Source organism: Enterobacter cloacae complex sp. 385G4 (genome assembly GCF_057320665.1).
In genome coordinates, this window is record NZ_JBXWDD010000011.1 from 42,862 (window position 1) to 68,591 (window position 25,730).

Sequence of the window (25,730 nt, forward strand, 5' to 3'; positions counted from 1 at the left end):
TCCGAAACGTTTTGGTTTGTATCCGAAACGTTTCGGATCAACACTCAAGGCATCCCGACGACAGGAGATGTCTGATGCAAGATGCCATTTTACGACTCGAAAGCGCCACGGTTGACGTGGTGATAAAAACCCAACCGTTCGCCGAAATTCTCTACTGGGGGCCGCACCTTCAGCACTTTTCGCCGCAGAATGTCGCTACGCTGGCGCGGCCGGTGGCAAACGGCAGGCTGGATGTGGACTCCCCGGTAACGCTGATGGCCGAGCTGGGGCACGGGCTGTTTGGCTCGCCCGGTATTGAGGGGCATCGCCAGGGGCTGGACGGTTCTCCGGTGTTTAAAACCACGCAGGTGCAGCAGGACGTAAACACCCTGACGATAACCGCCGAAGATGGATGCGCGGGCCTGCGTCTGACCAGCGAGCTGACGCTGGAGGCCAGCGGCGTGCTGGTGGTGCGCCATGGAGTAACCAACCTGAAAGCGCTGGCGTGGCAGGTGGACCGATTCGCCGTCACGCTGCCGGTGGCCGAGCGCGCGCAGGAGGTTATGGCCTTTCACGGACGCTGGATCAGAGAATTTCAGCCGCACCGCGTCACGCTTGAACACGACAGCTTTGTCATTGAAAACCGTCGGGGTAAAACGTCCCACGAACATTTTCCGGCGCTGATCGCCGGTACGCCATCGTTCAGCGAAATGCAGGGCGACGTCTGGGGCGTGCATCTGGGCTGGAGCGGCAACCACCGCCTGCGCGCCGAAGCGAAAACCGATGGTCGCCGTTATATACAGGCCGAAGCGCTCTACCTGCCGGGTGAAATGGCGATTGAAGAGGGCGAAACGCTCTGGACGCCGCGCCTGTATGCCAGCTACTCCCCGCACGGGCTGAACGGCATGAGCCAGCAGTTCCACCGCTACCTGCGCGACAGCATCATCCGCTTCCCGGAAAACAAACCGCGCCCGGTACACCTCAATACCTGGGAGGGGATCTACTTCAGCCACGATCCGGAGTACATCATGCGCATGGCCGATGAGGCCGCCGCGCTGGGCGTGGAGCGCTTTATCATTGACGACGGCTGGTTCAAAGGCCGCAACGACGACCATGCCGCGCTGGGCGACTGGTACCTGGATGAGAAAAAATACCCGAACGGCCTGACGCCGGTAATCAGTCACGTTAAACGGCTCGGCATGGAATTTGGCATCTGGATCGAGCCGGAGATGATTAACCCGGATTCCGATCTCTATCGCGCGCATCCTGACTGGGTGCTGGCGCTGCCGGGCTATCCCCAGGCGACCGGACGACACCAGCTGGTGCTCAATCTCAACATCCCGCAGGCCTTTGATTATCTCGTGGAGCGCATGAGCTGGCTGCTGGGCGAGCATGCGGTTGACTACGTGAAATGGGACATGAACCGCGAGCTGGTGCAGCCCGGGCACAACGGTAAAGCCGCCGCCGACGCGCAGACCCGCCAGTTTTACCGCCTGCTGGACGTGCTGGGCGAGCGTTTTCCGCACATTGAATTTGAATCCTGCTCCTCCGGCGGGGGGCGAATCGATTATGAAGTGCTGACCCGCTGCCACCGCTTCTGGGCGTCCGACAACAACGACGCCCTGGAGCGCAGCACCATCCAGCGCGGCATGAGCTACTTCTTCCCGCCGGAGGTGATGGGGGCGCATATCGGTCATCATAAATGTCACGCCACCTTCCGCCAGCACAGCATTCAGTTTCGCGGGCTGACGGCGCTGTTTGGCCATATGGGGCTGGAGCTGGATCCGCTCACCGTCGATGAAGATGAACGCGAAGGCTATCGCCATTACGCCGCGCTGCATAAGCGGTACCGTGAGGTCATTCATCACGGCATCCAGTGGCGCGTGGATATGCCGGATGCCACCACCCTGGCGCAGGGTATCGTGAGCGAAGACAGGACGCAGGGGCTGTTTTTAGTCAGCCAGCTCGCGATGCCGGATTACACCCTGATGATGCCGCTGCGCATGCCGGGGTTAGACGCCAGCGCGCAGTACCGCATCACGCTGCTCGATCACCCGAACATTCAGATTACGGGTGAGGGCGGGCACACCATGCGCAAGCTGCCGGCATGGATGGAAACGCCGCAAACGGTAAGCGGCGAGTGGCTGATGCAGGCGGGTATTGCGCTGCCGATTCTGGATCCGGAAACCGCCATTCTGATTGGCGTAGAACGCGTGTAAAGGTGACGGGCCGGGCAGCCGGCCCCCCGTTGAGGATAAAAATAATGAACACAACAACCTGTACCCACAAAGACAACCCCAATTTCTGGATCTTCGGGCTGTTCTTCTTTCTCTACTTCTTCATCATGGCCACCTGCTTTCCGTTCCTGCCGATTTGGCTGTCGGACATCATTGGCCTGAATAAAACCCATACCGGGATTGTCTTCTCCTGCATCTCGCTGTCGGCCATCGCGTTCCAGCCGGTGCTGGGCGTCATTTCGGACAAGCTGGGGCTGAAAAAACACCTGCTGTGGATAATCTCGGTGCTGCTGTTTCTGTTCGCGCCGTTCTTCCTGTACGTCTTTGCGCCACTGTTGAAAACCAATATCTGGCTGGGCGCGCTGAGCGGCGGGTTGTATATCGGCTTTGTTTTTTCAGCCGGATCCGGGGCCATTGAGGCCTACATTGAACGCGTGAGCCGCAACAGCCTCTTTGAATACGGCAAGGCGCGCATGTTTGGCTGCCTCGGCTGGGGGCTGTGCGCCTCAACGGGCGGCATCCTGTTCGGCATCGACCCGTCGTATGTTTTCTGGATGGGATCGGCGGCGGCACTTTTGCTGATGCTGTTGCTGGTGGTCGCGAAGCCGAAGCCCAACCAGACGGCGCAGGTGATGAACGCCCTGGGCGCGAACCAGCCGCAGATCACCGCTAAAACCGTGTTCAACCTGTTCCGCCAGCGCAGAATGTGGATGTTCATCCTGTACGTGATTGGCGTGGCCTGCGTGTATGACGTTTTCGACCAGCAGTTTGCCACCTTCTTTAAAACCTTCTTCGCCACGCCGCAGGAAGGGACCCGCGCCTTTGGTTTTGCCACCACGGCGGGGGAGATTTGTAACGCCATCATCATGTTCTGCTCGCCGTGGATCATTAACCGCATCGGCGCGAAGAATACGCTGCTGATCGCCGGGGTGATTATGGCGACGCGCATTATCGGCTCGTCGTTTGCCACCACCGCCGTGGAGGTCATCGCCCTCAAGATGCTGCACGCCCTGGAAGTCCCGTTCCTGCTGGTGGGGGCATTCAAATACATTACCGGAGTGTTTGATACGCGCCTGTCGGCCACCATCTATCTGATTGGTTTTCAGTTTGCCAAACAGTCGGCAGCGATTTTCCTCTCCGCCTTTGCCGGAAATATGTATGACCGGATCGGCTTTCAGGAGACGTATCTGATGCTGGGCTGTTTCGTGCTGGCGATTACGGTGGTGTCGGCGTTTACGCTGAGCGGCAGGCGGGAGATTGCTGCTGCCTCGGGGGCAGCAGCGTTAACACATCAGTCCAGGTAAAACACCTCTTTCAGCTCCGCACTCACCGGGCTGTTATCCGGGTTCGACGGCATCACGTCGCCCATGAATTTCCACCAGCGCTGGCAGACGTCGGTGTTCGCGACCGCGTTCCAGCGCTCTTCCGATTCAATCTCCACGGTTGCAAACAGCAGGTTGCGTGTTTTGTCGAGATAAATGGCGTAGTGGTGCGCGCCGTGGGCTTTCAGCACCGCTTCCAGCTTGGGCCAGATCGGGTTGTGGCGGCGTTCGTACTCGTCGTGCGCGTCCGGGTTTACCTGCATCACAAACGCTTTGCGGATCATAATGCCTCCAGGTACAGCTCGCGGACTTCATCGCGGCTGGCGGTGCGCGGGTTACACGGCGCACACGGATCGGCGAGGGCTTTATCCAGCCAGCCTTCGATATCGGCTTTGGTGACGCCGAGCTGGCTGAAGCCTGACGGAATGCCGACGCGGGCGCTCAGGTCGCGAATCGCCTGAATGGCGGACATGCTGGCGGCTTCATCGCTCATCCCGCGGGTATCGACGCCCATTGCCTGCGCCACGCGGGCAAAACGCGCGACCGCGTTCGGGCGGTTAAAGTTTTCGATGATCGGCAGTAGGATGGCGTTGCACACGCCATGCGGCAGGTTGTGCGTTGCGCCCGGCTGGTGCGCCAGAGCATGTACCAGCCCCAGCCCGGCGCTGTTAAACGCCATACCTGCCAGGTACTGACCAAACGCCATCTGCTCGCGCGCTTCCAGGTTATGACCGTCGTCGACCGCTTTCGGCAGCCAGAGGTTAATCAGGCGAATCGCTTCCAGCGCGTTGGCATCGGTCAGCGGGTGTGCGCCAACGGACACGTAGGCTTCAATGGCGTGCGTTAACGCATCCATACCGGTCGCGGCGGTCACGGAGGCCGGAATATCAAGCATCACGCTGGCATCGTCCACGGCAATATCCGGGATGATGTTCGGGTCGATAATCACCTCTTTCACCTGGCGCGCGGAGTCGATGATCACCGCGTTGCTGGTCATCTCTGCCGCGGTGCCTGCGGTAGTGTTAATCGCCACCAGCGGCACGCCTGCGTTTTTCACCTTGCCGACGCCGGAGTAATCGGTAGACGGGCCTGGATTAGCGGTGAGGATTTTAATCGCCTTGGCGGTATCAATCGGGCTGCCGCCGCCAAAGGCGATGATGTAATCACACTCCGCGTCCCGGTAAGCCGCAAATCCTTTTTGCACCAGCGCTTCCGTCGGGTTCGGAAACACCTCATCGAACAGGTGATATGACATTTGATGGGCGTCCAGCGCGGTAAACAGGCTGTCGAGCAGGCCCAGTTTCACCAGCTGGCCGTCGGTGACAATCAGCGCTTTGCCCCATTGCCTGGTCGCCACCAGGGTGACCATATCGCCGATTGCACCCGCGCCATGCAGGCTAATTTTGGGAAGTGCCAACATAAAGCTCATGATAATTCTCCTTAACTATCGCCTGTGGCGTTACGCGTATAAATCCAGGGCCGACTGCATCGGGGTAACGCCAAAACGTTTGCCCAGCGCGATCAGCTCTTCCCGGGGGATGGTCTGCTTCATGCCGCCCATGGAATAGACCTTCACCAGCACTTCTGCTGATTTCTCGGCGGTGTCGATCAGGCCGAAGGTTTCATCCAGCGTCGGACCGCTGCCGAAGACGCCGTGGAACGGCCACAGCACCAGCGAATGTTTTTGCATATCTTTGGCGGTCGCCTGGCCGATCTCGTCGGTACCCGGCACCATCCACGGCAGAATGCCGACGCCGTCCGGGAACACCACCAGACACTCGGTACTGCCTTCCCACAGCTTGCGGGTAAAGAAATCAGAATTATTTTCCAGCACGTAGGTCAGGGCGATCAGGTTAGTGGCGTGGCAGTGCATGATGACGCGGTCTTTGCCGTTGGTCGCCTTGATGCGCTCGCAGTGGGAGAGGAAGTGCGCCGGCAGTTCAGAGGTCGGCACCGCGTCGTCCGTTAGCCCCCACAGAATGTGGTAGCCCGCGCCGTCGCTGTCCACCCTCACGACGCCGAGATTGGCTTCCGGGTCCAGCTGAACGTTACGGAAGAACTTGCCGGAACCGGTAACGATAAACGGCGTGTTGGCGAGCAGCGGCATCGGCTGACTCAGGGCAATATAGCGCGGCTTCTGGTGAAAATCGGCGGCGTACGGCTCGATGTCCGCATCGTCCAGGCGCAGCGTGAGGTTGCCGCCGTTGCGCTCGTCCCAGCCCTTCAGCCAGGCGTCGGAGGTGGCTTTGATCATGCCCTGGACGAACCAGGAGGTGGTGATGGTCTGCATACAGTGTTTCCTTTGAAAATGCCGGGTGGCGCTACGCTTACCCGGCCTGCTTTTACCTGTAGGCCCGGCAAGCAACGCGCCGCCGGGCGATATTTTTTACTGACGAGCGGCGAGCACGTCCTTCTCATACGCCCGCACGTTGTCCAGCCACTGGCTGCCCGCAGGCGCATCGTGACGCTGGCAGTACATCTCCCATACCGCCTGCCACGGCAGGGATTTTTGCTCCTCCAGCAGCGCCAGACGCGCGGTGTAGTCGCCGTTTTCTTCAAGCTGTTTCAGCGCAGCAGTCGGCTCCAGCAGAGCGCGCAGCAGCGCTTTCTTCATGTTGCGGGTGCCGATAACCCATGCCGCGATGCGGTTGATGGAGGCGTCAAAGAAGTCGAGGCCGATGTGCACGCGGTCATACAGATCGTGGCGGATGATTTCGCTGGCAATCGCCTGGGTTTCGTCGTCCAGCAAGACCACGTGGTCGCTGTCCCAGCGCACCGGACGGCTGACGTGCAGCAGCAGGCGCGGCACGTAGAGCATGGCGGCGGATATTTTGTCGGAGATGACTTCCGTTGGGTGGAAGTGGCCAGCGTCCAGGCACAGCGCGGTCTGGCGGCTGGTGGCGTAGCCCATGTAGAACTCGTTCGAGCCGACGGTGTAGCTTTCTGCGCCAATGCCGAACAGCTTGCTCTCCACCGCGTCGATATGGTGCGCCGGATCCAGCTTCTCGCTGATGGCTTCATCCAGCGCGGCCAGCAGGCGCTGGCGTGGCGCCAGTCGGTCTACGGTGATGTCCTTCATGCCGTCCGGGATCCAGATATTCATCACCGACGGCGTGCCAAGTTGTTCGCCGAAATACGCCGAGACGCGTCGGCTGGCTTTGACGTGGTCGATCCAGAACTGCCGGATTTCGTCGTTGGCGTGTGCAAGGGTAAACCCGTCCGCGCTCAGCGGGTGCGAGAAGCAGGACGGGTTAAAATCCAGTCCCAGCCGGTTGGCCTTTGCCCACTCCACCCAGTTCTTAAAGTGTTCCGGTTTGATTTCGTTACGCGCGACCGGCGCGTCGGATTCGAGATAAATCGCGTGCAGATTCAGGCGTTTTGGCCCCGGGATCAGGCTCAACGCCATTTCAAGATCCGCACGCAGTTCGGTGGCGTTGCGCGCTTTGCCCGGGTAGTTACCCGTTGCCTGAATGCCACCCGTCAGGGAACCGCCCGGATTCTCGAAGCCGGCAACGTCATCACCCTGCCAGCAGTGCATGGAGACGGGCAGACGGTCGAGCTGGCGCAGCGCCTCTTCGACATCCACGCCGACGGCGGCGAAACGCTGTTTAGCCAGGTCCCAGGCTTGTTCAAGTTGAGTGGTCATGCGCAAAGCTCCTTAGTCAGTCGTTTTTGCTGAAACTGCGCCCGGTAGCGGGCAATGTCATGGCAGGGATTGGGGGTGAAGGTGGTCAGGCTGTTATTCGCCGTCACCACCGAACGGAAATCGTCGACGTTTGATAGTTCGTCCAGCGTCATCAACTGAATGCCAATGTTGCCGAGCGTGGAAGCCTCTACGGGACCTGCCACCACGGTAATGCCGCAGGCATCGGCGCAGAGCTGGTTCAGCAGCTGGTTCTGGCAGCCGCCGCCCACGATGTGCAGCTGGCTGAACGGTTTACCGCGAAGGTCAGCCAGTTCGCTCAGGATGTCGGCATAGAGCAGGGCGAGGCTGTCAAAAATACAGCGCGCCAGCTCGGCGGGGCGGGAAGGTACCGGCTGCCCCGCGTCAAAACAGGCGGCCTGGATCTCAGCGCTCATGTGCACCGGGTTAATAAAGCGGTCGTCGTTCGGGTTAATCAGGAAGGTGCAGGCCTTCAGCTTTTCGGTTTCCGCAATAAGTGCGGGCAGGTCGGTGACGTTCTGCTCTTTCAGCACCCGCTGGAGCAGCCACAGGCCCATGATGTTCTTCAGCACGCGGTAGCGTCCTTCGGCACCGCCTTCGTTGGTGATATTGGCGGCCAGCGCGGCGTCGCTGGTGTAAGGCGTTTTGCTCTCAAAACCCATCAGCGACCAGGTACCGGAGGAGAGATAGGCCGCGTCTTTGCTGGCGAGCGGCGAGGCAATGACCGCGCTTGCGGTGTCGTGACTGGCGACGGCGACAACGGGAATTTCATTCCCCTGCGGGCAAATCCACTGGCCGATGACATTGCCCGGATGGGTTGGCGTGCCGAACCAGGACGGCGAGGCGCCCGTCCATGCCAGCAGGTGTTCATCCCAGTTATCGGTGTTGATATTGACCAGCTGCGTGGTGGTGGCGTTGGTGTATTCCCAGTTCATGTTGCCGGTCAGACGATAGCCTAAGTAGTCCGGGATCAGCAGCGCATGCGCCACCTTTTCAACCAGCTCTGGCTGTTGCTCCACCAGCGCGCGCAGCTGGTACAGCGTGTTAAACGGCAGAAACTGAATGCCGCTGCGACCATAGATATTCTCTTTGCCAAGCTGCGCGATGGCGTGCGCCATCAGCCCATCGGTGCGGCTGTCGCGGTAGGAAACAGGCAGGCCAACGCGTTCGCCGTGACTGTCCAGCAGCACGTAATCCACGCCCCAGGTATCAATGCCGATACTGTCGATGCGGATACCGTCTTCGCAGACGTTGTGAAGTCCGGTGCGGATCTCCGCTTCCAGCGCATCAATATCCCAGGTCACAAAACCGTCCTGTTTTTGCAGACAATTGGCGAAACGGTGCATTTCGCGTAGCGTAAGGGTGTGCTGGTCACAGTCCCAGGTGGCGAGCATTACACGGCCGCTGGATGCGCCTAAATCGACAGCCACACAATGGCGAAAAGTCATGGTCGGGTCCTTTCTTAAGTCATTAGCGATGAGTGTAAGAAAGGGAAGAAATAGCCACCTTCTCTCCACTGACAGCCCAAATCTCGCGCTGGCAAGAAAGCAAAGGTGAACGTGAGGGAGTTCACAGTTTCCAGTAATGACGGGGTTTGCAGGCAGTGTGACGCTGACCACATTTCCCGATCTTTCCGCCTGTTTCTTGAAAAATCGGCAGCTTTTGCGCGGTTTACTGTCAAAAATTTAAGGTGAGCGTGGAGGGCCTTAATTACTATTTTGAGAACTTTTCTCATTGGTGGGGGCCGTTATGACCGTACTGCACAGCGTCGATTTTTTTCCTTCGGGGGCTTCTCCCGTCGCGATTGAGCCACGGCTTCCTCAGGCTGCGTTCCCGGAGCATCATCATGATTTTCATGAGATTGTGATTGTTGAGCACGGAACAGGCATCCACGTATTCAACGGTCAGCCGTATACCATCAGCGGCGGTACGGTGTGCTTCGTGCGCGACCACGACAGGCACCTGTATGAACATACCGACAACCTGTGTCTGACCAACGTGCTCTATCGTTCCCCGGATGCGTTCCAGTTTCTCTCCGGGTTGAATCAGCTGTTGCCGCAGGAGAAAGACGGCCACTACCCGTCGCACTGGCGGGTGAATCAATCCACGTTACAGCAGGTGCGTCAGCTGGTGAGCCAGATGGAGCAGAGCGAGGACGTGCAGGAGACGCACGCGATTGCCACCCGCGAGCTGCTGTTTATGCAGCTGCTGGTGCTGCTGCGCCGAAGCAGCCTGGTGGAAGGGATGGAAAATAATGACGCACGGCTGAACCAGCTTATGGCCTGGCTGGAAGATCATTTCGCTGAAGATGTCTGCTGGGAAACGCTGGCGGACGACTTTTCGCTCTCGCTGCGCACGCTGCATCGTCAGCTCAAGCAGCATACCGGGCTCACGCCGCAGCGTTACCTTAACCGTCTGCGCCTGATCAAAGCGCGTCACCTTTTACGGCATACCGACGAAAGCGTTACAGAAATTGCTTATCGCTGCGGTTTCGGCGACAGTAACCACTTTTCGACGCTATTTCGCCGGGAATTTAGCTGGTCGCCGCGCGATATTCGTCAGGGGAAAGACGCGTTGCTTCAGTAACGCGAGGGCAGTCACCGTTTTCAGGCCGCAAAAAAGCTAATAATGCCCGGTTATTCGCCGTAGAGGTTGTGGTGTGGCCGCTCAGTTAATTCTTCGCAAAGATGATTTTTTTGCCTCCGCGAGTCAGGCCGTCGCGGTGGCCGACCGTTACCCGCAAAATGTCTTTGCCGAGCACACCCATGAGTTCTGCGAGCTGGTGCTGGTGTGGCGCGGCAACGGCCTGCACGTCCTCAACGACCGGCCCTACCGCATCACGCGCGGGGATCTGTTTTACATTCGCGCCGAAGACAAACACGCCTACGCCTCGGTTAACGATCTGGTGTTGCAGAACGTCATCTACTGCCCTGACAGGCTTAAACTGAATGTCGACTGGGCGAGCAACATTCCGGGCATTCTGAATGCCGGAGGCGAACCGCACTGGCGCTTAAGCAGCAGCGGCATGGCTCAGGTGCGCCAGACGATTTCCCAGCTGGAGCAGGAGAGCCAGAAGAGCGACCCGGTGGCAAACCAGATGTCGGAGCTGCTTTTCGCCCAGCTGGTGATGACCCTGAAGCGTCATCGTTACGCCACGGATAATCCCTCCGCCACCACGCAGGAAGCGCTGCTGGATAAGCTGATCGCCCGGCTTGCGGGCAGTCTGAACAAGAGTTTCGTGCTGGAAAAATTCTGCGAGCAGGAGCAGTGCAGCGAGCGCGCGCTGCGCCAGCAGTTCCGCACCCAGACGGGGATGACGATAAACCATTACCTGCGCCAGCTGCGCATCTGCCACGCCCAGTATCTGTTACAGCATACGGAGCTGATGGTCAGTGAAGTGGCGATGCGCAGCGGCTTTGAGGACAGTAACTACTTTTCGGTGGTGTTTAACCGTGAGGTGGGGATGACGCCGGTTCAGTGGCGTCATCGCAGTCGAAAAGCAGCGTAATCAGTTCGCCATGCCGAGGCCGACGATATTGGCCGCAATGATAATCACCACGCAGCCCAGGCTCAGTACGCCAACCGGACGACGTCCGGCGTTGTTCCACTCCTTCAGCACCAGCCCAACCAGCCCGCCGCACAGCACGTAGAAGCTCATGTGCAGCATCCAGCTTATGTAGTCGTACTGCGGCGGAATGCTGGCGTGGCCCCAGGCGTAGAAGAAGAATTGCAGATACCACATCAGGCCGCCGAGCGCGGAGAGCAGAACGTTGGTAAGGATCAGCGGTTTTGCCAGCGAGAAGTCGGCTTTTACCGACAGGTTCTTCACTTTTGCCAGACGGATAAAGCAGAAACCGAGGTTTACCAGCGCGCCGCCGCCCATGATCACCACGTAGCTTGGCAGGGCAACATACAGCGGGTCAACGCCCAGCGCCGCAGCGGCGTCGTGCATCGGTTTGGCGGCGTTCATGGCGAACGACATGCCCGCCGAGAAGACCCCGCACATCACCGCCAGCAGGAGACCTTTCTTCAGGTTGAATTCTTCGGCCCTGATGCCCATCTTGCGTTCTTTTAGCTGGCCTGCGCGGGTGACGATCCCCACGCCGATCACCGCCACCAGCACGCCCAGCAGCGTCATCCGGCCGCCCTGGGTGTTGATCAGCACGTCGAAATGGCCGTTAAGAATGGGCGTCATCAGGGTGCCCACTATCAGCGTAATGCCAATCGCGATTCCGATACCCATCGACATCCCGAGGTAGCGCATGGTCAGGCCGTAGTTGATGTTGCCGATGCCCCACATTGCGCCGAACAGGAATACCGGTAGCAGGGTGGAGGCGTTGAAGGAGGAGAAGTAGCCCCAGAAATCGGGCAGCAGCATGGCGCTGATTGTCCACGGCAAAATCAGCCAGGACACGGTACCGCCAACGGACCACATGGTTTCCCACGACCAGCCTTTCACCTTTTTGAACGGGGCATAGAAACAGGCTGCACTGGCTGCGCCTATTAAATGCCAGAAGATACCCATCGTAATCGCATGATTCATTTTTACGTCCTCATCGTTTTTATAGCCGGAGGCTTCCCCCCGACTTGATGAGTGTAAAAATTAGGCTGTTCAGGAACCTTCAGAAGGTTGCCGCACTTTTGTTTTGAATGGCAATCAGCACGTTAAGCGCGTGAGCAGACTCACAATTCTTTTATTTCTCAAAAACCGAATAACCATATAAAAACTACGGCATTGATAATCATTTTCAATATCATTTAATTAACTATAATGAACCAACTGCTTACGCGGCATTAACAGCTGTGCCGCCCGACAATAATGGAGAGGATTATGAGTTATACACTGCCATCCCTGCCGTATGCCTACGACGCACTGGAACCGCATTTCGACAAGCAGACGATGGAAATCCATCACACTAAACACCACCAGACCTACGTGAACAACGCGAATGCTGCGCTGGAAAGCCTGCCAGAGTTCGCTAATCTGCCTGTTGAAGAGCTGATCACCAAGCTGGACCAGCTGCCAGCAGACAAGAAAACCGTACTGCGTAACAACGCGGGCGGTCACGCTAACCACAGCCTGTTCTGGAAAGGCCTGAAAACCGGTACCACCCTGCAGGGCGACCTGAAAGCGGCTATCGAGCGCGACTTCGGTTCCGTAGACAACTTCAAAGCGGAATTCGAAAAAGCCGCTGCAACCCGCTTCGGCTCTGGCTGGGCGTGGCTGGTTCTGAAAGGCGACAAGCTGGCAGTGGTTTCTACTGCTAACCAGGACTCCCCGCTGATGGGTGAAGCGATCTCTGGCGCATCCGGTTTCCCAATCCTGGGTCTGGACGTGTGGGAACACGCTTACTACCTGAAGTTCCAGAACCGTCGCCCTGACTACATCAAAGCGTTCTGGGATGTCGTGAACTGGGACGAAGCAGCAGCGCGTTTCGCCGCTAAAAAATAAGGTTGCATTGACGCCTGTGAGAAGCGAGTCTGATGACTCGCTTTTTTTGTATCTGCGTAATGGAGGCAGCGATGCATTACCCGGTGAACGTGTTTACAGGCAAGGTAAGGGAGTACGACGGCAGCCGCCCGAGCGCCATCGCCAAAGTGCAGGTCGACGGTGAGCTGTCGCTGACCGAGCTCGGGCTTGTGGGCGACCAGCAGGCTGAAAAGAAAATCCACGGCGGGCCCGATCGCGCGCTGTGCCACTATCCGCGCGAGCACTATCAGCACTGGAAAACCGAATTTCCTGAGCAGGCGGACCTCTTCGTCGCGCCCGCGTTTGGCGAAAATCTCTCAACGGAAGGGCTGACGGAAAAGAACGTCTTTATTGGCGATATTTACCGCTGGGGCGATGCCCTGATTCAGATCACCCAGCCGCGCTCGCCGTGCTTTAAGCTCAACTACCATTTCGGTATTCAGGATATGTCGGCCCAGCTGCAAAACGCGGGTAAAACCGGCTGGCTGTACCGCGTTGTGCAGGCGGGACAGGTTTCGGCGGATGCGCCGCTTGAGCTCGCGTCGCGCCTGAGTGAGGTGTCGGTGTACGACGCCTGCGCGATTGCCTGGCATATGCCTTTCGACGATGAACAGTATCATCGCCTGCTGTCGGCGGCGGGGTTGTCTACCAGTTGGACGAGAACGATGCAAAAGCGGCGTATAAGCGGGAAGATCGAGAGTAGTTCGCGGAGATTGTGGGGGAAATAGGTTCCGTAGGAAGTAGGCCGGGTAAGGCGAAGTCGCCACCCGGCACATACCGTTACGAACGCTTATACAGCGGTAGCCACAGCGTTAACCGCAGCCCGCCCAGCGGGCTGTCGTCGGCTTTCACCCAGCCGCGGTGCTGCTGCATGGCGGTTTCTACAATCGCCAGCCCCAGCCCCGTGCCGCCAGACTCACGGTCGCGCGCTTCGTCGGTGCGGTAGAACGGACGGAAAATCTGCTCGCGATCTTCCGGGCTGACGCCTGGACCATCGTCATCGACAATGACGGTGATCCCGTCTTTATCCACCGAGAACGCCACCTCAATCTTCGTATGCGAGTAGCGCAGGGCGTTACGCACGATATTCTCCAGCGCGCTTTCCAGCGCGTTGGGGTTACCGTACAGCGGCCACGGGCCCGGCGGGAAGTTGACGGTGAACGATTTACCCATCTGCTCCGCTTCGAACGCCGCGTTGTCCAGCACCTCGTGCCACAGGTGATTGGCTTTCACCGTTTCGCTCACCAGCGCGTTTTTCTGCTGGTTGCGCGACATCACCAGCAGATCGTTAATCATGCTGTCCAGACGATGCGCTTCCGTTTCAATACGTTCCAGCTCTTTGCTCTCCCCGCTGCGGCGACGCAGCAGGGCGGTGCCCAGCTGTAAGCGCGTGAGCGGGGTGCGCAGTTCGTGTGAGATGTCCGACAGCAGGCGTTGCTGGGCCGTCATCATCCGATCAAGCGCGCTGACCATCTGGTTAAAACTGGTGCCGGCGGCCAGGAACTCCTGCGGCCCGGATTCCAGCTCCGGATGCTGCCTGAGGTTGCCTTGTGCCACTTCGTCCGCCGCGTTTTTCAGCTTACGCGCCGGTTTCGCCAGGCTCCACGCCAGCCATAACAGCAGCGGGGAACTGACCAGCATCGTGACGATCAGCAGCAGAAGCGGACGGTCAAACAGCAGGTTGATGAAGTCGGACTGGGAACTGCTCGCAGGGCGAATCAGGTAGAGCTGGTAGTTATCTTCCCCATCCCGTACCGAGAAAGGGCCGACCATCTCTACCCGACCATATTTCTTTTTCTGTGGGTGATCGGCGTTATCCGCCTGGCCAATAAAGTTGCGGATGATTTGCATTTCATTGCGATCGGCACCAATCACGCGGCCTTCGCTGGTAACCAGCAAAAGACGTTGTCCTGGCGGCGCCCACTTGTCGATAGCGCGAAATAGCCTGCGCCACCACATTAAATCGTTCGGCGGATCGTTTGCCAGCTCCGCTTCCACGTGCTGCTCGATCATCACGCCCTGACGTTGCTCGCTGTCGAGCAGCTCCGTCATCTGGCGTGAGTCGAGCTTTGGCAACATCAAAACGAGCATTAAAACCAGTGCCAGCGTCAGCCAGAAGATGGCGAAGATGCGGGCGGTTAAGCTGCCTATCATGAAGCAGAAACCATCAGATAACCACGACCACGCAGGGTTTTAAACCATGGGTGACCGTCTTTACGCTCCGGCAGCTTGCGGCGCAGGTTAGAGATGTGCATGTCGATGGCGCGGTCAAACGGCGTGAGGCGTTTGCCCAGCACTTCCTGGCTTAAATGTTCACGCGATACCACCTGGCCAAGATGTTGCGCCAGTAGATACAGCAGTGTGAACTCGGTGCCGGTAAGCTCGAGCGTCTGGCCGTCGAAGCTTGCTTCCTGACGGCCCGGGTTCAGGCTCAGGGAGTCCACTTCCAGCGTTGGCGAGCTGTTGTCGGTATTCTGCTGCTGCTCGCTCCAGTGGGAACGACGCAGGATCGCGCGAATACGGGCCACCAGTTCACGGTCGTTGAACGGCTTCGGTAAATAGTCATCCGCACCCAGCTCAAGGCCGAGAACGCGGTCAAGCTCGCTGCCGCGGGCGGTCAGCATGATAACGGGGGTCTGGTGTGTCTGGCGAAGCTCTTTCAGCGTATCAATACCGTTTTTCTTTGGCATCATTACGTCGAGCAAAAGTAGATCGATGCTGTCGTCAAGGAGACTCAGCGCCTGCTCGCCATCATGGGCAACCAGGACGTTGAAACCTTCCATGTCGAGCAACTCCTTTAAAAGGGATGTGAGCTCTCGGTCATCGTCAACTAACAGGATTTTATTCATTGTTTAAATACCTCCGAGGCAGAAATTACGACATCAAGGCTATCTAATCCATGACTTTACGTTGTTTTACACCCCCTGACGCATGTTTGCAGCCTGAATCGTAGACTGTCTCTCGTTGAATCGCGACACGAAAGATTTTGGGAGCAAGTGATGCGCAAAGTTACCGCTGCCGTCATGGCCTCAACGCTGGCGTTCAGTGCGTTTAGCCAGGCTGCTGTAGCTATCATCGGCGATAACGGTTCCTCGCAAGAGGGCGCAACGCAGCACAGCAGCCAAAGCCATATGTTTGACGGCATAAGTTTAACCGAACATCAGCGTCAACAGATGCGAGATCTGATGCAGAGGGCACGACACGACCAGCCCCCTGTTAATGTTAGCGAAATGGAGACAATGCATCGCCTTGTCACCGCAGAAAATTTTGACGAAAGCGCTGTTCGCGCTCAGGCCGAAAAAATGGCACAGGAACAGGTTGCCCGCCAGGTAGAAATGGCGAAGGTCCGCAACCAGATGTTCCACCTGCTAACGCCCGAGCAGCAAGCGGTTTTGAATGCCAAACATCAGCAGCGTATGGACCAGCTGCGTGAGGTTGCACGGATGCAGCGAAGCTCAGAAGCGACGTTTTTCAGTAGCAATAGCAGTACCCGTAGTAACCAGTAAACCCTGTTTTCCTTGCCATAGACACCATCCCTGTCTTCCCCCACATGATGTGGGGGTTTTTTTTGCCCCGCATTCTGATTTGTTAACCGTTTATTCATCCTTTGCCTCCCCATGCTTCCGTTATACTAGCGGCATGACATGACAGGAGCGTTTATGAATCAATCCTATGGAAGGCTGGTAAGCCGGGCCGCCATTGCGGCGACCGTCATGGCCTCTGGCCTGCTGCTGATCAAAATCTTTGCCTGGTGGTATACCGGCTCGGTCAGTATTCTGGCGGCGCTGGTGGATTCACTGGTCGATATCGCCGCCTCGCTGACCAATCTTCTGGTGGTGCGCTACTCGCTGCAGCCGGCGGATGAAGAGCACACGTTTGGGCACGGCAAGGCGGAATCGCTCGCGGCGCTGGCGCAAAGTATGTTCATTTCTGGCTCTGCACTGTTCCTGTTTTTGACCGGTATTCAGCATCTGGTTTCACCTTCACCGATGAACAATCCCGGTGTCGGCGTGGTCGTCACGGTAATTGCACTTATAAGCACACTTGTTCTGGTAACGTTCCAGCGCTGGGTCGTTCGCAAAACGCAAAGTCAAGCCGTACGGGCGGATATGCTTCATTATCAATCTGATGTTATGATGAATGGGGCTATTCTTATTGCGCTCGGTCTGGCCTGGTATGGCTGGCATCGGGCCGATGCGTTGTTTGCGTTAGGGATTGGTATCTATATTTTATATAGCGCCTTGCGGATGGGGTATGACGCGGTGCAATCACTGCTCGATCGCGCTCTTCCGGACTCAGAACGTAACGAAATTTTTTCTATCGTGACCTCCTGGCCCGGCGTCAGCGGTGCACACGATCTTCGAACGCGGCAGTCAGGGCCGACCCGCTTTATTCAGATTCATATTGAAATGGAAGACAACCTGCCACTGGTACAGGCTCACGTTATTGCTGAGCAGGTCGAGCAGGCGATTTTGCAGCGTTTTCCTGGTTCAGACGTCATCATTCACCAGGATCCCTGCTCGGTTGTACCCGGACATGTTGGGCTTTCGTAATTCGTTGTAAAAAAGTGAGCCAGGCCAGCATTTTGTGTATAAATTACCGCCATTTGGTCTGACCTGAATCAATTCAGCCAGAAGGGATTGATATACTATTTGCAGTATTCGTTGGTCGATAAGTTTCTTCCGGCAACAGATTTCAATTTTGCATTCCTAAGTTCAGAGGTAGTCATGATTAAGAAAATCGGTGTGTTGACAAGCGGCGGTGATGCGCCGGGCATGAACGCGGCAATTCGTGGGGTTGTCCGTGCAGCGCTGACGGAAGGTCTGGAAGTTTTTGGTATCTATGATGGTTACCTGGGTCTGTATGAAGACCGTATGGTTCAGCTCGACCGCTACAGCGTGTCTGACATGATCAACCGTGGCGGTACCTTCCTTGGGTCTGCGCGCTTCCCGGAATTCCGTGACGAACACATCCGTGAAGTGGCTATCGAGAACATGAAAAAGCGTGGTCTGGACGCGCTGGTCGTTATCGGCGGTGACGGCTCGTACATGGGTGCAAAACGTCTGACCGAAATGGGCTTCCCGTGCATCGGCCTGCCGGGCACCATCGACAACGACATCAAAGGCACTGACTACACCATCGGTTACTTCACCGCGCTGGGCACCGTTGTGGAAGCCATTGACCGCCTGCGTGACACCTCTTCTTCTCACCAGCGTATCTCTATCGTTGAAGTGATGGGCCGTTACTGCGGTGACCTGACCCTGGCAGCCGCTATCGCCGGTGGTTGTGAGTTTGTGGTGGTTCCTGAAGTGGAATTCAGCCGCGAAGATCTGGTTGCTGAAATCAAAGCCGGTATCGCGAAAGGTAAGAAACACGCGATTGTGGCTATCACCGAGCACATCTGTGACGTTGACGAGCTGGCGAAGTACATCGAAACCGAAACCAAACGCGAAACCCGCGCGACCGTTCTGGGCCACATCCAGCGCGGCGGTTCCCCTGGCCCGTACGACCGTATTCTGGCGTCCCGCATGGGCGCGTACGCTATCGAGCTGCTGCTGCAGGGCCACGGCGGCCGCTGCGTCGGTATTCAGAACGAACAGCTGGTTCACCATGACATCATCGACGCAATTGAAAACATGAAGCGTCCGTTCAAAGGTGACTGGCTGGACTGCGCGAAAAAACTGTACTGATCCTTCGAGCCCTCTTCTTTCTGAAGAGGGCTTTTATTCCTCCACGTTATAGCCAATCTTTTTTTATTCTTTAATCATCGATTCGCTTTCTGGCACGCTGCATTCATCAAAACACTACACAAGAGAGCTGGGCGATGAATAAATGGGGCGTGGGGTTAACATTATTGCTGGCATCGACCAGCGTGCTGGCAAAGGACATTCAACTTCTCAACGTGTCGTACGACCCGACGCGTGAGCTGTACGATCAATACAACAAAGCCTTCGCGGCGCACTGGAAGCAGGAAACCGGCGATAACGTGGTGGTTCGCCAGTCGCACGGTGGCTCTGGTAAGCAGGCGACATCGGTGATTAACGGTATTGAAGCCGACGTGGTTACCCTGGCGCTGGCCTATGATGTCGACGCTATCGCCGAGCGTGGCCGTATCGACAAAAACTGGATCAAACGCCTGCCGGACAACTCCGCGCCATACACCTCGACCATCGTCTTCCTGGTGCGTAAAGGCAACCCGAAACAGATTAAGGACTGGAACGACCTGATCAAACCGGGCGTTTCTGTGATTACCCCGAACCCGAAAAGCTCCGGCGGGGCACGCTGGAACTACCTGGCGGCCTGGGGCTACGCGCTGCACCACAACAACGGTGACCAGGCTAAAGCACAGGAGTTCGTCAAATCCCTGTACAAAAACGTTGAAGTGCTGGACTCCGGCGCGCGCGGTGCCACTAACACCTTCGTCGAGCGCGGAATTGGCGACGTACTTATTGCCTGGGAAAACGAAGCCCTGCTGGCGACCCACGAACTGGGTAAAGACAAGTTTGAGATCGTGACTCCGAGCGAATCCATCCTCGCCGAGCCGACCGTTTCCGTGGTCGATAAGGTCGTTGATAAGAAAGGCACCAAAGCGGTGGCGGAAGCCTACCTGAAGTATCTCTACTCGCCGGAAGGCCAGGAAATCGCGGCGAAGAACTTCTATCGTCCACGCGATGCGGCTGTCGCGAAGAAATACGACAGCGAATTCCCGAAACTGAAGCTCTTCACCATTGATGATGTGTTCGGCGGCTGGACGAAAGCGCAGAAAGAGCACTTCTCTAATGGCGGCACCTTCGACCAGATTAGCCAGCGTTAACGGTTAGCAAACGACACGGCGACCCGGTGTGAGAAATCCACCGGGTTTTTTATTTGGTCATCATTTTGCGTTACTCTTTTGCCTCTATTGAAAACAGGGAACGCGTTGTGAAAAAAATTATCTTATTGATCCTGATTGTCATCGCCCTTGCCGCAGGTGGCGTGTACTGGATAAAAGCGGGTAATCCGAATGCGTTGCGCCATATCGTCCTCGACCAGTGTTTGCCTAATCAGCTGCAACACCGTAACCCGGCACCCTGCGTGCAGGTGAAGCCTGACGCGGGCTATGTGGTATTTAAGGACCGCAACGGGCCGCTGCAGTATCTGCTGATGCCAACGTACCGCATCAACGGCACCGAAAGCCCGCTCCTGACCGAGCCTCATACGCCAAACTTCTTCTGGCTGGCGTGGCAGTCGCGCAGCTTTATGACCCTGAAGCGTGGCTCTGAAGTGCCGGACAGCGCTATTTCGCTGACGATTAACTCACCGACCGGACGCACGCAAAACCATTTCCATATCCATATCTCCTGCCTGCGCCCGGACGTGCGCGAGAAGCTCAACGCGGCGCAGGGAGATATCAGCACCCAGTGGCTACCGTTCCCGGGTGGGCTGGAAGGGCATGAGTACCTCGCACGCCGGGTGACGGAGAATGAACTGGTCCAGCGCAGTCCGTTTATGATGCTGGCGGAAGAGCTGCCGGAGGCGCGCGACCATATGGGACGCTTCGCGCTGGCGATGGCGCAGCAGTCGGATGGTTCGTTTGTTTTGCTGGCGACCGAGCGTAACCTGCTCACGCTTAACCGCGCGTCGGCAGAGGAATTGCAGGATCATCAATGCGCTATCCTGAAGTAACCCCACTATAAATCGCGTTTACGCAGGCTGCCTGTCACCGTAGACTTGCTGAAAAAATCTACAGGAGACAGGTATGTCGCTCTGGTTAACGCATCCTCTGCTGCTGCCCTCGCTGATCGTCGGCGTCACCATCGTGCTGTGGGCGACGTCGCTGTTGCCGGAATTTATCACCGCGCTGCTGTTTTTCACGGCGGCGATGATCGCCAGAATCGCCCCGCCGGAGGTGATTTTTGGCGGTTTTGCCTCGTCGGCCTTCTGGCTGGTCTTCAGCGGCTTTGTGCTCGGCGTGGCGATCCGTAAAACCGGCCTGGCGGACAGGGCCGCCCGGGCGCTGTCGGCAAAGCTCACCGACTCCTGGATGCTGATGGTGGCGAGCGTGGTATTGCTCAGCTACGCGCTGGCGTTTGTGATGCCGTCAAACATGGGGCGTATTGCGCTGCTGATGCCCATTGTCGCGGCGATGGCGAAACGCGCCGGTATTGCCGACGGCTCCCGCGCCTGGTTCGGCCTTGCGCTGGCAGTCGGCTTCGGTACCTTCCAGCTCTCGGCCACCATTCTGCCCGCCAACGTGCCTAACCTGGTCATGAGCGGCGCGGCGGAAGGCTCGTACGGCATTCACCTGAACTATGTCCCGTATCTGCTGCTGCACACGCCGGTGCTCGGTATTCTCAAAGGCCTGATTCTGATTGGCCTCATCTGCTGGCTGTTCCCTGGCTGCCCGAAACCAGCGAAGGATTTCACGCTGTCTGAACCGATGGGGCGTGACGAAAAACGACTCGCCTGGCTGCTGGTGGTGGTACTGATGATGTGGGTGACGGAGAGCTGGCACGGCGTGGGGCCGGCGTGGACGGGGCTGGCGGCCTCGATTATCGTTATGCTGCCGCGCATTGGTTTTATCACCGGCGAGGAGTTCTCGGCGGGGGTAAATATGCGCACCTGCATTTACGTTGCGGGTATTCTCGGGCTGGCGATCGTCGTGACGCAAACGGGTATCGGAGCGGCCGTAGGCGAGGCGCTGCTGCGCATAATGCCGCTGGATGCGGACAAACCGTTCACCAGCTTCCTGGCGCTAACCGGAATTACTACGGCACTCAACTTCATTATGACTGCCAACGGCGTTCCGGCGCTGTACACCACGCTGGCGCAGAGCTTCTCGGACGCGACCGGTTTCCCGCTGCTGTCGGTAATCATGATTCAGGTACTGGGCTATTCCACGCCGCTGCTGCCGTATCAGGCGTCGCCGATTGTGGTGGCGATGGGGCTAGGAAAGGTGCCTGCAAGGGCGGGGATGGTGCTCTGCCTGGCACTGGCGATTGCGACGTATCTGGTGCTGCTGCCGCTGGATTATCTGTGGTTTAGCGTGTTAGGGCGTTTGTAGCGGCGGGTAAGCGCAAGCGCCCCCCGCCACAAAGGCCATTACGCCTGTTTAGCCGCTTCTGCCGCTTTAACGATCACCGCGAAAGCGTCCGCTTTCAGGGATGCACCGCCAACCAGCGCGCCATCGATATCTGGCTGGGTAAACAGCTCAGCAGCGTTGGAGGCGTTTACGGAGCCGCCGTACTGGATGATCACTTGCTCAGCCACTTTCGCGTCGGCTTTAGCAATGTGGTCACGGATGAATTTGTGAACTGCCTGAGCCTGCGCAGGGGTAGCAGATTTGCCGGTACCGATCGCCCAGACTGGCTCGTAAGCGATAACCGCGCCTTCGAACGCTGCCGCGCCCTGCGTTTTCAGCACGGCGTCGATCTGACGTGCACACACTTCTTCGGTTTTGCCCGCTTCGTTTTCCGCTTCGGTTTCACCGATGCACAGAACCGGGATCAGACCCTGCTCTTTCAGCACGGCAAATTTCTTCGCTATGAACTCGTCAGATTCTTTGTGGTAGGTGCGACGCTCGGAGTGGCCGATGATGATGTATTTCGCGCCGATATCTTTCAGCATTTCAGCGGAAGTTTCACCGGTGAACGCGCCAGACAGGTTAACGTCAACGTTCTGCGCGCCCAGCACGATGTGGCTGCCGTCAGCGGCACGTTTAGCCAGATCCAGGTACATATCCGGCGGAGCGATAGCAACCGCGCAGCCGGTCACGCCAGCCAGCTCTTTACGCAGGTTTGCAACCAGTTCGTTTACCATGTGGCGGCTGCCGTTCAGTTTCCAGTTACCCATCACTAAAGGATGTCGCATTTCAATTCTCCACGCTAAATAAGCGAATTAAGGAATATGGCCGCCCTGTCGGGCAGCATGGTCTGTGAATCAGTATAGAGATTTTCCCTCGAAAGGCTTTGCTTTTTGTCATTAATTGGCCCCGCCAAGGGTGTCAGATAGCGCCAGCTTAATCGGTTCAACGGCGAAGGTCAGTCCTTTTTCGCCGTTATCCGCCACCACATAGCGAATCGCACCTTCGGTTGTGGCGTAGTACCGCTTGTTTTTACCGGCGGCCAGCAGCTTTTGCAGCTTTTGCTGGCTCTGCTTTTTCGTCAGCGCAGGCGTAAACGCCTGCAGCACCGCGCTCATGTAATCAAGCGCCTTCGATTTAGCCGCTTTCTGCTCTGGCCCCTGAATCGGCAGCCAGGTGATTTGCATGCTTTTGATTTTTAACGTACCGCGCTCCAGCGCCGTGGAAGCATACAAATTCTCGTTAATCTTGCTCGCTGCACGGGTCAGTGTAGGGGTATCGCGCGAGCTATCAATGGCGCGAAACTCATCCAGCGGCAGCCCTGGGTTGGCCTGATTGAAAGCTTCGCGAAACTGGCTGATGGACTGATCGAAAGACGGTGCGCCCGCCAGCAAATACGGCGCAGTGGTGGGGGCCGCGGTGTTGGCGGCGTGCAGCGGAAAACCCGCGCCGAGCATCGCTAAACACAGGAAAAGAGAATGTGCCGAATTTTTCATCAACATTGCACCTGGCCGTAAGTGCTCATGATTAAAACGATATCTGGTCGGCTTGTCAAAAGGTCACAACTCCAGGGTAAAATGCGGGCTAAACGATAATAAGGAACCTTACATGACCATACAGCAGTGGCTGTTTTCATTCAAAGGGCGTATTGGACGCCGTGATTTCTGGGTCTGGATGGTGACGTGGGTCGTCGCCATGCTGCTTCTTTTTTTCGTTGCCTACAACGCTTGGCTGAGCACGCAAACGGCGGCATTTGCACTGGTCTGCCTGCTATGGCCAACGGCGGCCGTCGTGGTGAAACGCCTGCACGATCGCGGCCGCTCCGGCGCGTGGGCATTTTTGATCATACTGGCGTGGATGCTGGTGGCAGGGAACTGGGCGATGCTGCCTTCCATCCTGCCGTGGGTCGTGGGCAGGCTGCTGCCGTCGGTCATCTTCGTGATGATGATTGTCGATCTGGGCGCGTTTATCGGCACCCAGAGCGAAAATAAATACGGTAAAGATACCGTCGAGGTGAAATACCGCTGATCACCAGTAGTGTTCGGCGGTCATATGACCCGGCCGGCGGCGAAGATGTTTCGTCATCTGCCGGGTATCCTTCAGAAGCTGCTGCGTGTCCCGGACCATCTGCGGGTTACCGCACAGCATGACGTGGCTGGTTTCGGCTGTCATCGGTAAACCCACCGCGTCTTCCAGTGCGCCGCTCTCAATTAACGCCGGTACGCGACCGGTAAGCGCTCCTGCTACGGTTTCGCGGCTGACTACCGTCTGAATCTTTAACTTTCCGCCGTACTGCTGTTCCAGCGCCTGCATCTGCGGGAGATAGCTTAAATCTGCGGCATAGCGCGCGGCGTGCACCAGCACGATGTTTTTGAAGCGCTCCAGATCCTTACCGTACTGCAAGATAGAGAGATACGGACCGATGGCCGTGCCGGTTGCCAGCATCCAGAGCGTGTCACAGTCAGGGATCTCTTCGAGCACAAAGAAGCCTGCCGCTTCGCTCACAATCTGCACTTCGTCGCCGGGCTGAAGGGCGGCAAGGCGCGGGCTGAGCTTACCTTCAGGAACGGTGACCAGATAGAACTCGAGGTCCGGGTTATCCGGCGCGTTAACGTAAGAGTAGGCGCGCTGCACGCGCTCGCCGTCGACATCCAGCCCCAGCTTGGCAAATTGCCCGGCCTTAAACGGGTGAACGGGAGCATGCAGGGTGAGACTAAATAGCGCATCGGTCCAGAATTCTATCTTTGTGACTTTACCTGTTACCCAGTCCGCCATGATCTTCTCCTGTGCTGTTTCTCTGTTCTATCTTCCGTACTTGTGGGAAACATTTCCAGCCCCTTCGGGCCGGAAAGCTCTATCGATCAAACGGTTTTACAGAATGTGCGTCTGCACGTCCGGGTCTTTACGGTCGAGATAGTGAATGGACTGAATGCGTCGGATGGTGCGCGATTTACCGCGGATCAGCAGCGTTTCAGTGGTCGCCATGTTGCCCTTGCGGGTGATGCCGTCCAGCAGATCGCCTTTGGTGATGCCGGTTGCAGAGAAGACGACGTTATCGCTGCGCGCCATGTCGTTCAGCGCCAGTACTTTATTGGCTTCGATGCCCATCGCTGCGCAGCGCGCCAGCTCGTCCTCACCGATACGACGGTTTTCGTCGCTGTCGCCTTTCACCTCATGGCGCGGCAGAAGGCGCGCCTGCATATCGCCGTCCAGCGCGCGGATCACCGCCGCAGAGACCACGCCTTCCGGCGCGCCGCCGATGCCGTAAAGCACGTCGACTTCGCTGTCCGGCATGCAGGTCAGAATAGACGCGGCAACGTCGCCATCCGGAATGGCAAACACGCGCACGCCGAGTGTTTGCAGATAAGAGATGGTGGCGTCGTGGCGCGGTTTCGCCAGAATGGTCACGGTAAGTTCGCTAAGGGGTTTGCCCAGGGCTTTGGCGATGTTGCGCAGGTTCTCTTCCAGCGGCAGGCTGAGATCGATTGCACCTTTCGCACCAGGGCCGACAATCAGCTTTTCCATGTACATGTCCGGCGCGTTGAGGAAGCAGCCTTTATCGCCCACGGCCAGCACCGCCAGCGCGTTGGCCTGGCCCATCGCCGTCATGCGGGTGCCTTCAATCGGGTCGACCGCGATATCCACGGCATCGCCTTTGCCGGTCCCGACTTTTTCACCGATATAGAGCATCGGCGCTTCGTCGATCTCGCCTTCGCCGATCACGATGGTGCCGTCGATGTTGACCTGGTTAAGTACAATGCGCATGGCATGGACGGCCGCGCCGTCGGCGGTATTTTTGTCGCCACGACCCAGCCATTTATAGCCTGCAAGGGCGGCTGCTTCGGTGACGCGGGAAAACTCGATAGCAAGTTCACGTTTCATGAGGGACTCGTACAATCAAAAGGAATTGCACGAAGTTTATCACAGAGTGGGGAGGGGTGAGGGGACCGGTACGGTTGGAGCCCCTCACCCTAACCCTCTCCCACAGGGAGAGGGA

General features: G+C 57.6%; 25 protein-coding genes. 13 read left to right on the top strand and 12 right to left on the bottom strand.

All coding sequences use genetic code 11. The annotated features are described in order from the left end of the window. Positions 1-74 precede the first annotated feature (74 nt). The gene (locus AC2FAJ_RS20625; RefSeq protein ID WP_485454481.1) at positions 75-2,198 is read left to right on the top strand and encodes an alpha-galactosidase; all 2,124 of its coding nucleotides are present in this window, start codon (positions 75-77) and stop codon (positions 2,196-2,198) included. 44 nt (positions 2,199-2,242) lie between these two features. After that, positions 2,243-3,520, top strand: coding sequence for an oligosaccharide MFS transporter (locus AC2FAJ_RS20630; protein ID WP_485454482.1), 1,278 nt, complete (start codon positions 2,243-2,245; stop codon positions 3,518-3,520). Here the strand turns inward: AC2FAJ_RS20630 and rhaM are convergent. The 5 genes from rhaM to rhaB all read right to left on the bottom strand — a co-directional run bounded on the left by rhaM (position 3,508) and on the right by rhaB (position 8,650). Further along, positions 3,508-3,822 carry an L-rhamnose mutarotase gene (gene rhaM, locus AC2FAJ_RS20635; protein WP_485454483.1) on the bottom strand — a complete coding sequence of 105 codons (315 nt, stop codon included), beginning with the start codon at positions 3,820-3,822 and terminating at the stop codon, positions 3,508-3,510. The two genes, AC2FAJ_RS20630 and rhaM, sit on opposite strands and share 13 nt — an antisense overlap. Continuing rightward, positions 3,819-4,967, bottom strand: a complete 1,149-nt coding sequence (fucO, locus tag AC2FAJ_RS20640) for a lactaldehyde reductase (RefSeq protein WP_224066095.1) — start codon at positions 4,965-4,967, stop codon at positions 3,819-3,821. The genes rhaM and fucO overlap by 4 nt, the downstream gene beginning before the upstream one ends. A 30-nt stretch (positions 4,968-4,997) precedes the next feature. Next, a complete protein-coding gene (rhaD, locus tag AC2FAJ_RS20645; RefSeq protein WP_193357991.1) occupies positions 4,998-5,828 on the bottom strand; it encodes a rhamnulose-1-phosphate aldolase in 831 nt (276 codons plus the stop codon). A 96-nt stretch (positions 5,829-5,924) separates the two neighbouring features. Further along, positions 5,925-7,184 carry an L-rhamnose isomerase gene (gene rhaA, locus AC2FAJ_RS20650; RefSeq protein WP_041911783.1) on the bottom strand — a complete coding sequence of 420 codons (1,260 nt, stop codon included), beginning with the start codon at positions 7,182-7,184 and terminating at the stop codon, positions 5,925-5,927. Next, complete coding sequence (rhaB, locus tag AC2FAJ_RS20655) at positions 7,181-8,650, bottom strand: rhamnulokinase (protein WP_319880894.1); 1,470 nt, start codon at positions 8,648-8,650, stop codon at positions 7,181-7,183. The genes rhaA and rhaB overlap by 4 nt, the downstream gene beginning before the upstream one ends. Before the next feature lie 301 nt (positions 8,651-8,951). On the opposite strand from rhaB, the gene rhaS reads away from it, so the two are divergent. After that, positions 8,952-9,788, top strand: a complete 837-nt coding sequence (rhaS, locus tag AC2FAJ_RS20660; protein WP_485454484.1) for an HTH-type transcriptional activator RhaS — start codon at positions 8,952-8,954, stop codon at positions 9,786-9,788. Positions 9,789-9,861: 73 nt separating this feature from the next. Continuing rightward, positions 9,862-10,710 (top strand): HTH-type transcriptional activator RhaR, encoded by an 849-nt coding sequence (gene rhaR, locus AC2FAJ_RS20665; RefSeq protein ID WP_041911786.1) that lies wholly within the window; start codon positions 9,862-9,864, stop codon positions 10,708-10,710. Here rhaR and rhaT read toward each other — a convergent pair whose 3' ends face one another. Then, positions 10,711-11,745, bottom strand: coding sequence for an L-rhamnose/proton symporter RhaT (rhaT, locus tag AC2FAJ_RS20670; protein WP_045630604.1), 1,035 nt, complete (start codon positions 11,743-11,745; stop codon positions 10,711-10,713). Positions 11,746-12,033: 288 nt separating this feature from the next. Here rhaT and sodA point away from each other — a divergent pair, with 288 nt between their 5' ends. Together sodA and yiiM are read left to right on the top strand one after the other, a co-directional pair. Further along, positions 12,034-12,654 carry a superoxide dismutase [Mn] gene (sodA, locus tag AC2FAJ_RS20675; RefSeq protein ID WP_003861999.1) on the top strand — a complete coding sequence of 207 codons (621 nt, stop codon included), beginning with the start codon at positions 12,034-12,036 and terminating at the stop codon, positions 12,652-12,654. 71 nt (positions 12,655-12,725) lie between these two features. Next, the gene (gene yiiM / locus AC2FAJ_RS20680) at positions 12,726-13,400 is read left to right on the top strand and encodes a 6-hydroxyaminopurine reductase (protein WP_045630603.1); all 675 of its coding nucleotides are present in this window, start codon (positions 12,726-12,728) and stop codon (positions 13,398-13,400) included. A 52-nt stretch (positions 13,401-13,452) separates the two neighbouring features. On the opposite strand, the gene cpxA is transcribed toward yiiM, so the two are convergent. Both cpxA and cpxR read right to left on the bottom strand, forming a co-directional pair. Continuing rightward, positions 13,453-14,826: an envelope stress sensor histidine kinase CpxA gene (cpxA, locus tag AC2FAJ_RS20685; protein ID WP_003862003.1), complete on the bottom strand. Its 1,374-nt coding sequence runs from the start codon at positions 14,824-14,826 to the stop codon at positions 13,453-13,455. Next, a complete protein-coding gene (gene cpxR / locus AC2FAJ_RS20690; RefSeq protein ID WP_006179159.1) occupies positions 14,823-15,521 on the bottom strand; it encodes an envelope stress response regulator transcription factor CpxR in 699 nt (232 codons plus the stop codon). Before cpxR ends, cpxA begins: the two co-directional genes overlap by 4 nt. A gap of 150 nt (positions 15,522-15,671) precedes the next feature. On the opposite strand from cpxR, the gene cpxP reads away from it, so the two are divergent. The 6 genes from cpxP (at position 15,672) to AC2FAJ_RS20720 (ending at position 21,715) form a co-directional block, all read left to right on the top strand. Further along, the gene (gene cpxP, locus AC2FAJ_RS20695) at positions 15,672-16,178 is read left to right on the top strand and encodes a cell-envelope stress modulator CpxP (RefSeq protein ID WP_028014854.1); all 507 of its coding nucleotides are present in this window, start codon (positions 15,672-15,674) and stop codon (positions 16,176-16,178) included. 153 nt (positions 16,179-16,331) lie between these two features. Next, a complete protein-coding gene (fieF, locus tag AC2FAJ_RS20700) occupies positions 16,332-17,225 on the top strand; it encodes a CDF family cation-efflux transporter FieF (protein WP_028014853.1) in 894 nt (297 codons plus the stop codon). A 174-nt stretch (positions 17,226-17,399) separates the two neighbouring features. Further along, positions 17,400-18,362 (top strand): 6-phosphofructokinase, encoded by a 963-nt coding sequence (gene pfkA / locus AC2FAJ_RS20705; protein ID WP_028014852.1) that lies wholly within the window; start codon positions 17,400-17,402, stop codon positions 18,360-18,362. A gap of 134 nt (positions 18,363-18,496) precedes the next feature. Continuing rightward, the gene (locus tag AC2FAJ_RS20710) at positions 18,497-19,486 is read left to right on the top strand and encodes a sulfate ABC transporter substrate-binding protein (protein WP_028014851.1); all 990 of its coding nucleotides are present in this window, start codon (positions 18,497-18,499) and stop codon (positions 19,484-19,486) included. Between the two features lie 107 nt (positions 19,487-19,593). After that, a complete protein-coding gene (locus AC2FAJ_RS20715) occupies positions 19,594-20,337 on the top strand; it encodes a CDP-diacylglycerol diphosphatase (protein WP_041912098.1) in 744 nt (247 codons plus the stop codon). A gap of 73 nt (positions 20,338-20,410) precedes the next feature. After that, complete coding sequence (locus AC2FAJ_RS20720; RefSeq protein WP_163333587.1) at positions 20,411-21,715, top strand: SLC13 family permease; 1,305 nt, start codon at positions 20,411-20,413, stop codon at positions 21,713-21,715. Positions 21,716-21,753: 38 nt separating this feature from the next. On the opposite strand, the gene tpiA is transcribed toward AC2FAJ_RS20720, so the two are convergent. Together tpiA and AC2FAJ_RS20730 are read right to left on the bottom strand one after the other, a co-directional pair. Beyond that, positions 21,754-22,521: a triose-phosphate isomerase gene (tpiA, locus tag AC2FAJ_RS20725; protein WP_006808674.1), complete on the bottom strand. Its 768-nt coding sequence runs from the start codon at positions 22,519-22,521 to the stop codon at positions 21,754-21,756. A 111-nt stretch (positions 22,522-22,632) separates the two neighbouring features. Next, positions 22,633-23,229, bottom strand: a complete 597-nt coding sequence (locus tag AC2FAJ_RS20730) for a DUF1454 family protein (protein ID WP_041911791.1) — start codon at positions 23,227-23,229, stop codon at positions 22,633-22,635. A 112-nt stretch (positions 23,230-23,341) separates the two neighbouring features. Here AC2FAJ_RS20730 and AC2FAJ_RS20735 point away from each other — a divergent pair, with 112 nt between their 5' ends. Next, a complete protein-coding gene (locus AC2FAJ_RS20735) occupies positions 23,342-23,761 on the top strand; it encodes a DUF805 domain-containing protein (RefSeq protein WP_028014847.1) in 420 nt (139 codons plus the stop codon). Here the strand turns inward: AC2FAJ_RS20735 and fpr are convergent, their stop codons facing one another. Both fpr and glpX read right to left on the bottom strand, forming a co-directional pair. After that, positions 23,762-24,508 (bottom strand): ferredoxin--NADP(+) reductase, encoded by a 747-nt coding sequence (fpr, locus tag AC2FAJ_RS20740; RefSeq protein ID WP_252009899.1) that lies wholly within the window; start codon positions 24,506-24,508, stop codon positions 23,762-23,764. Positions 24,509-24,604: 96 nt separating this feature from the next. After that, entirely contained in the window at positions 24,605-25,615 is a 1,011-nt protein-coding gene (gene glpX / locus AC2FAJ_RS20745) for a class II fructose-bisphosphatase (protein WP_045630599.1), read from the bottom strand. Positions 25,616-25,730 lie beyond the last annotated feature (115 nt).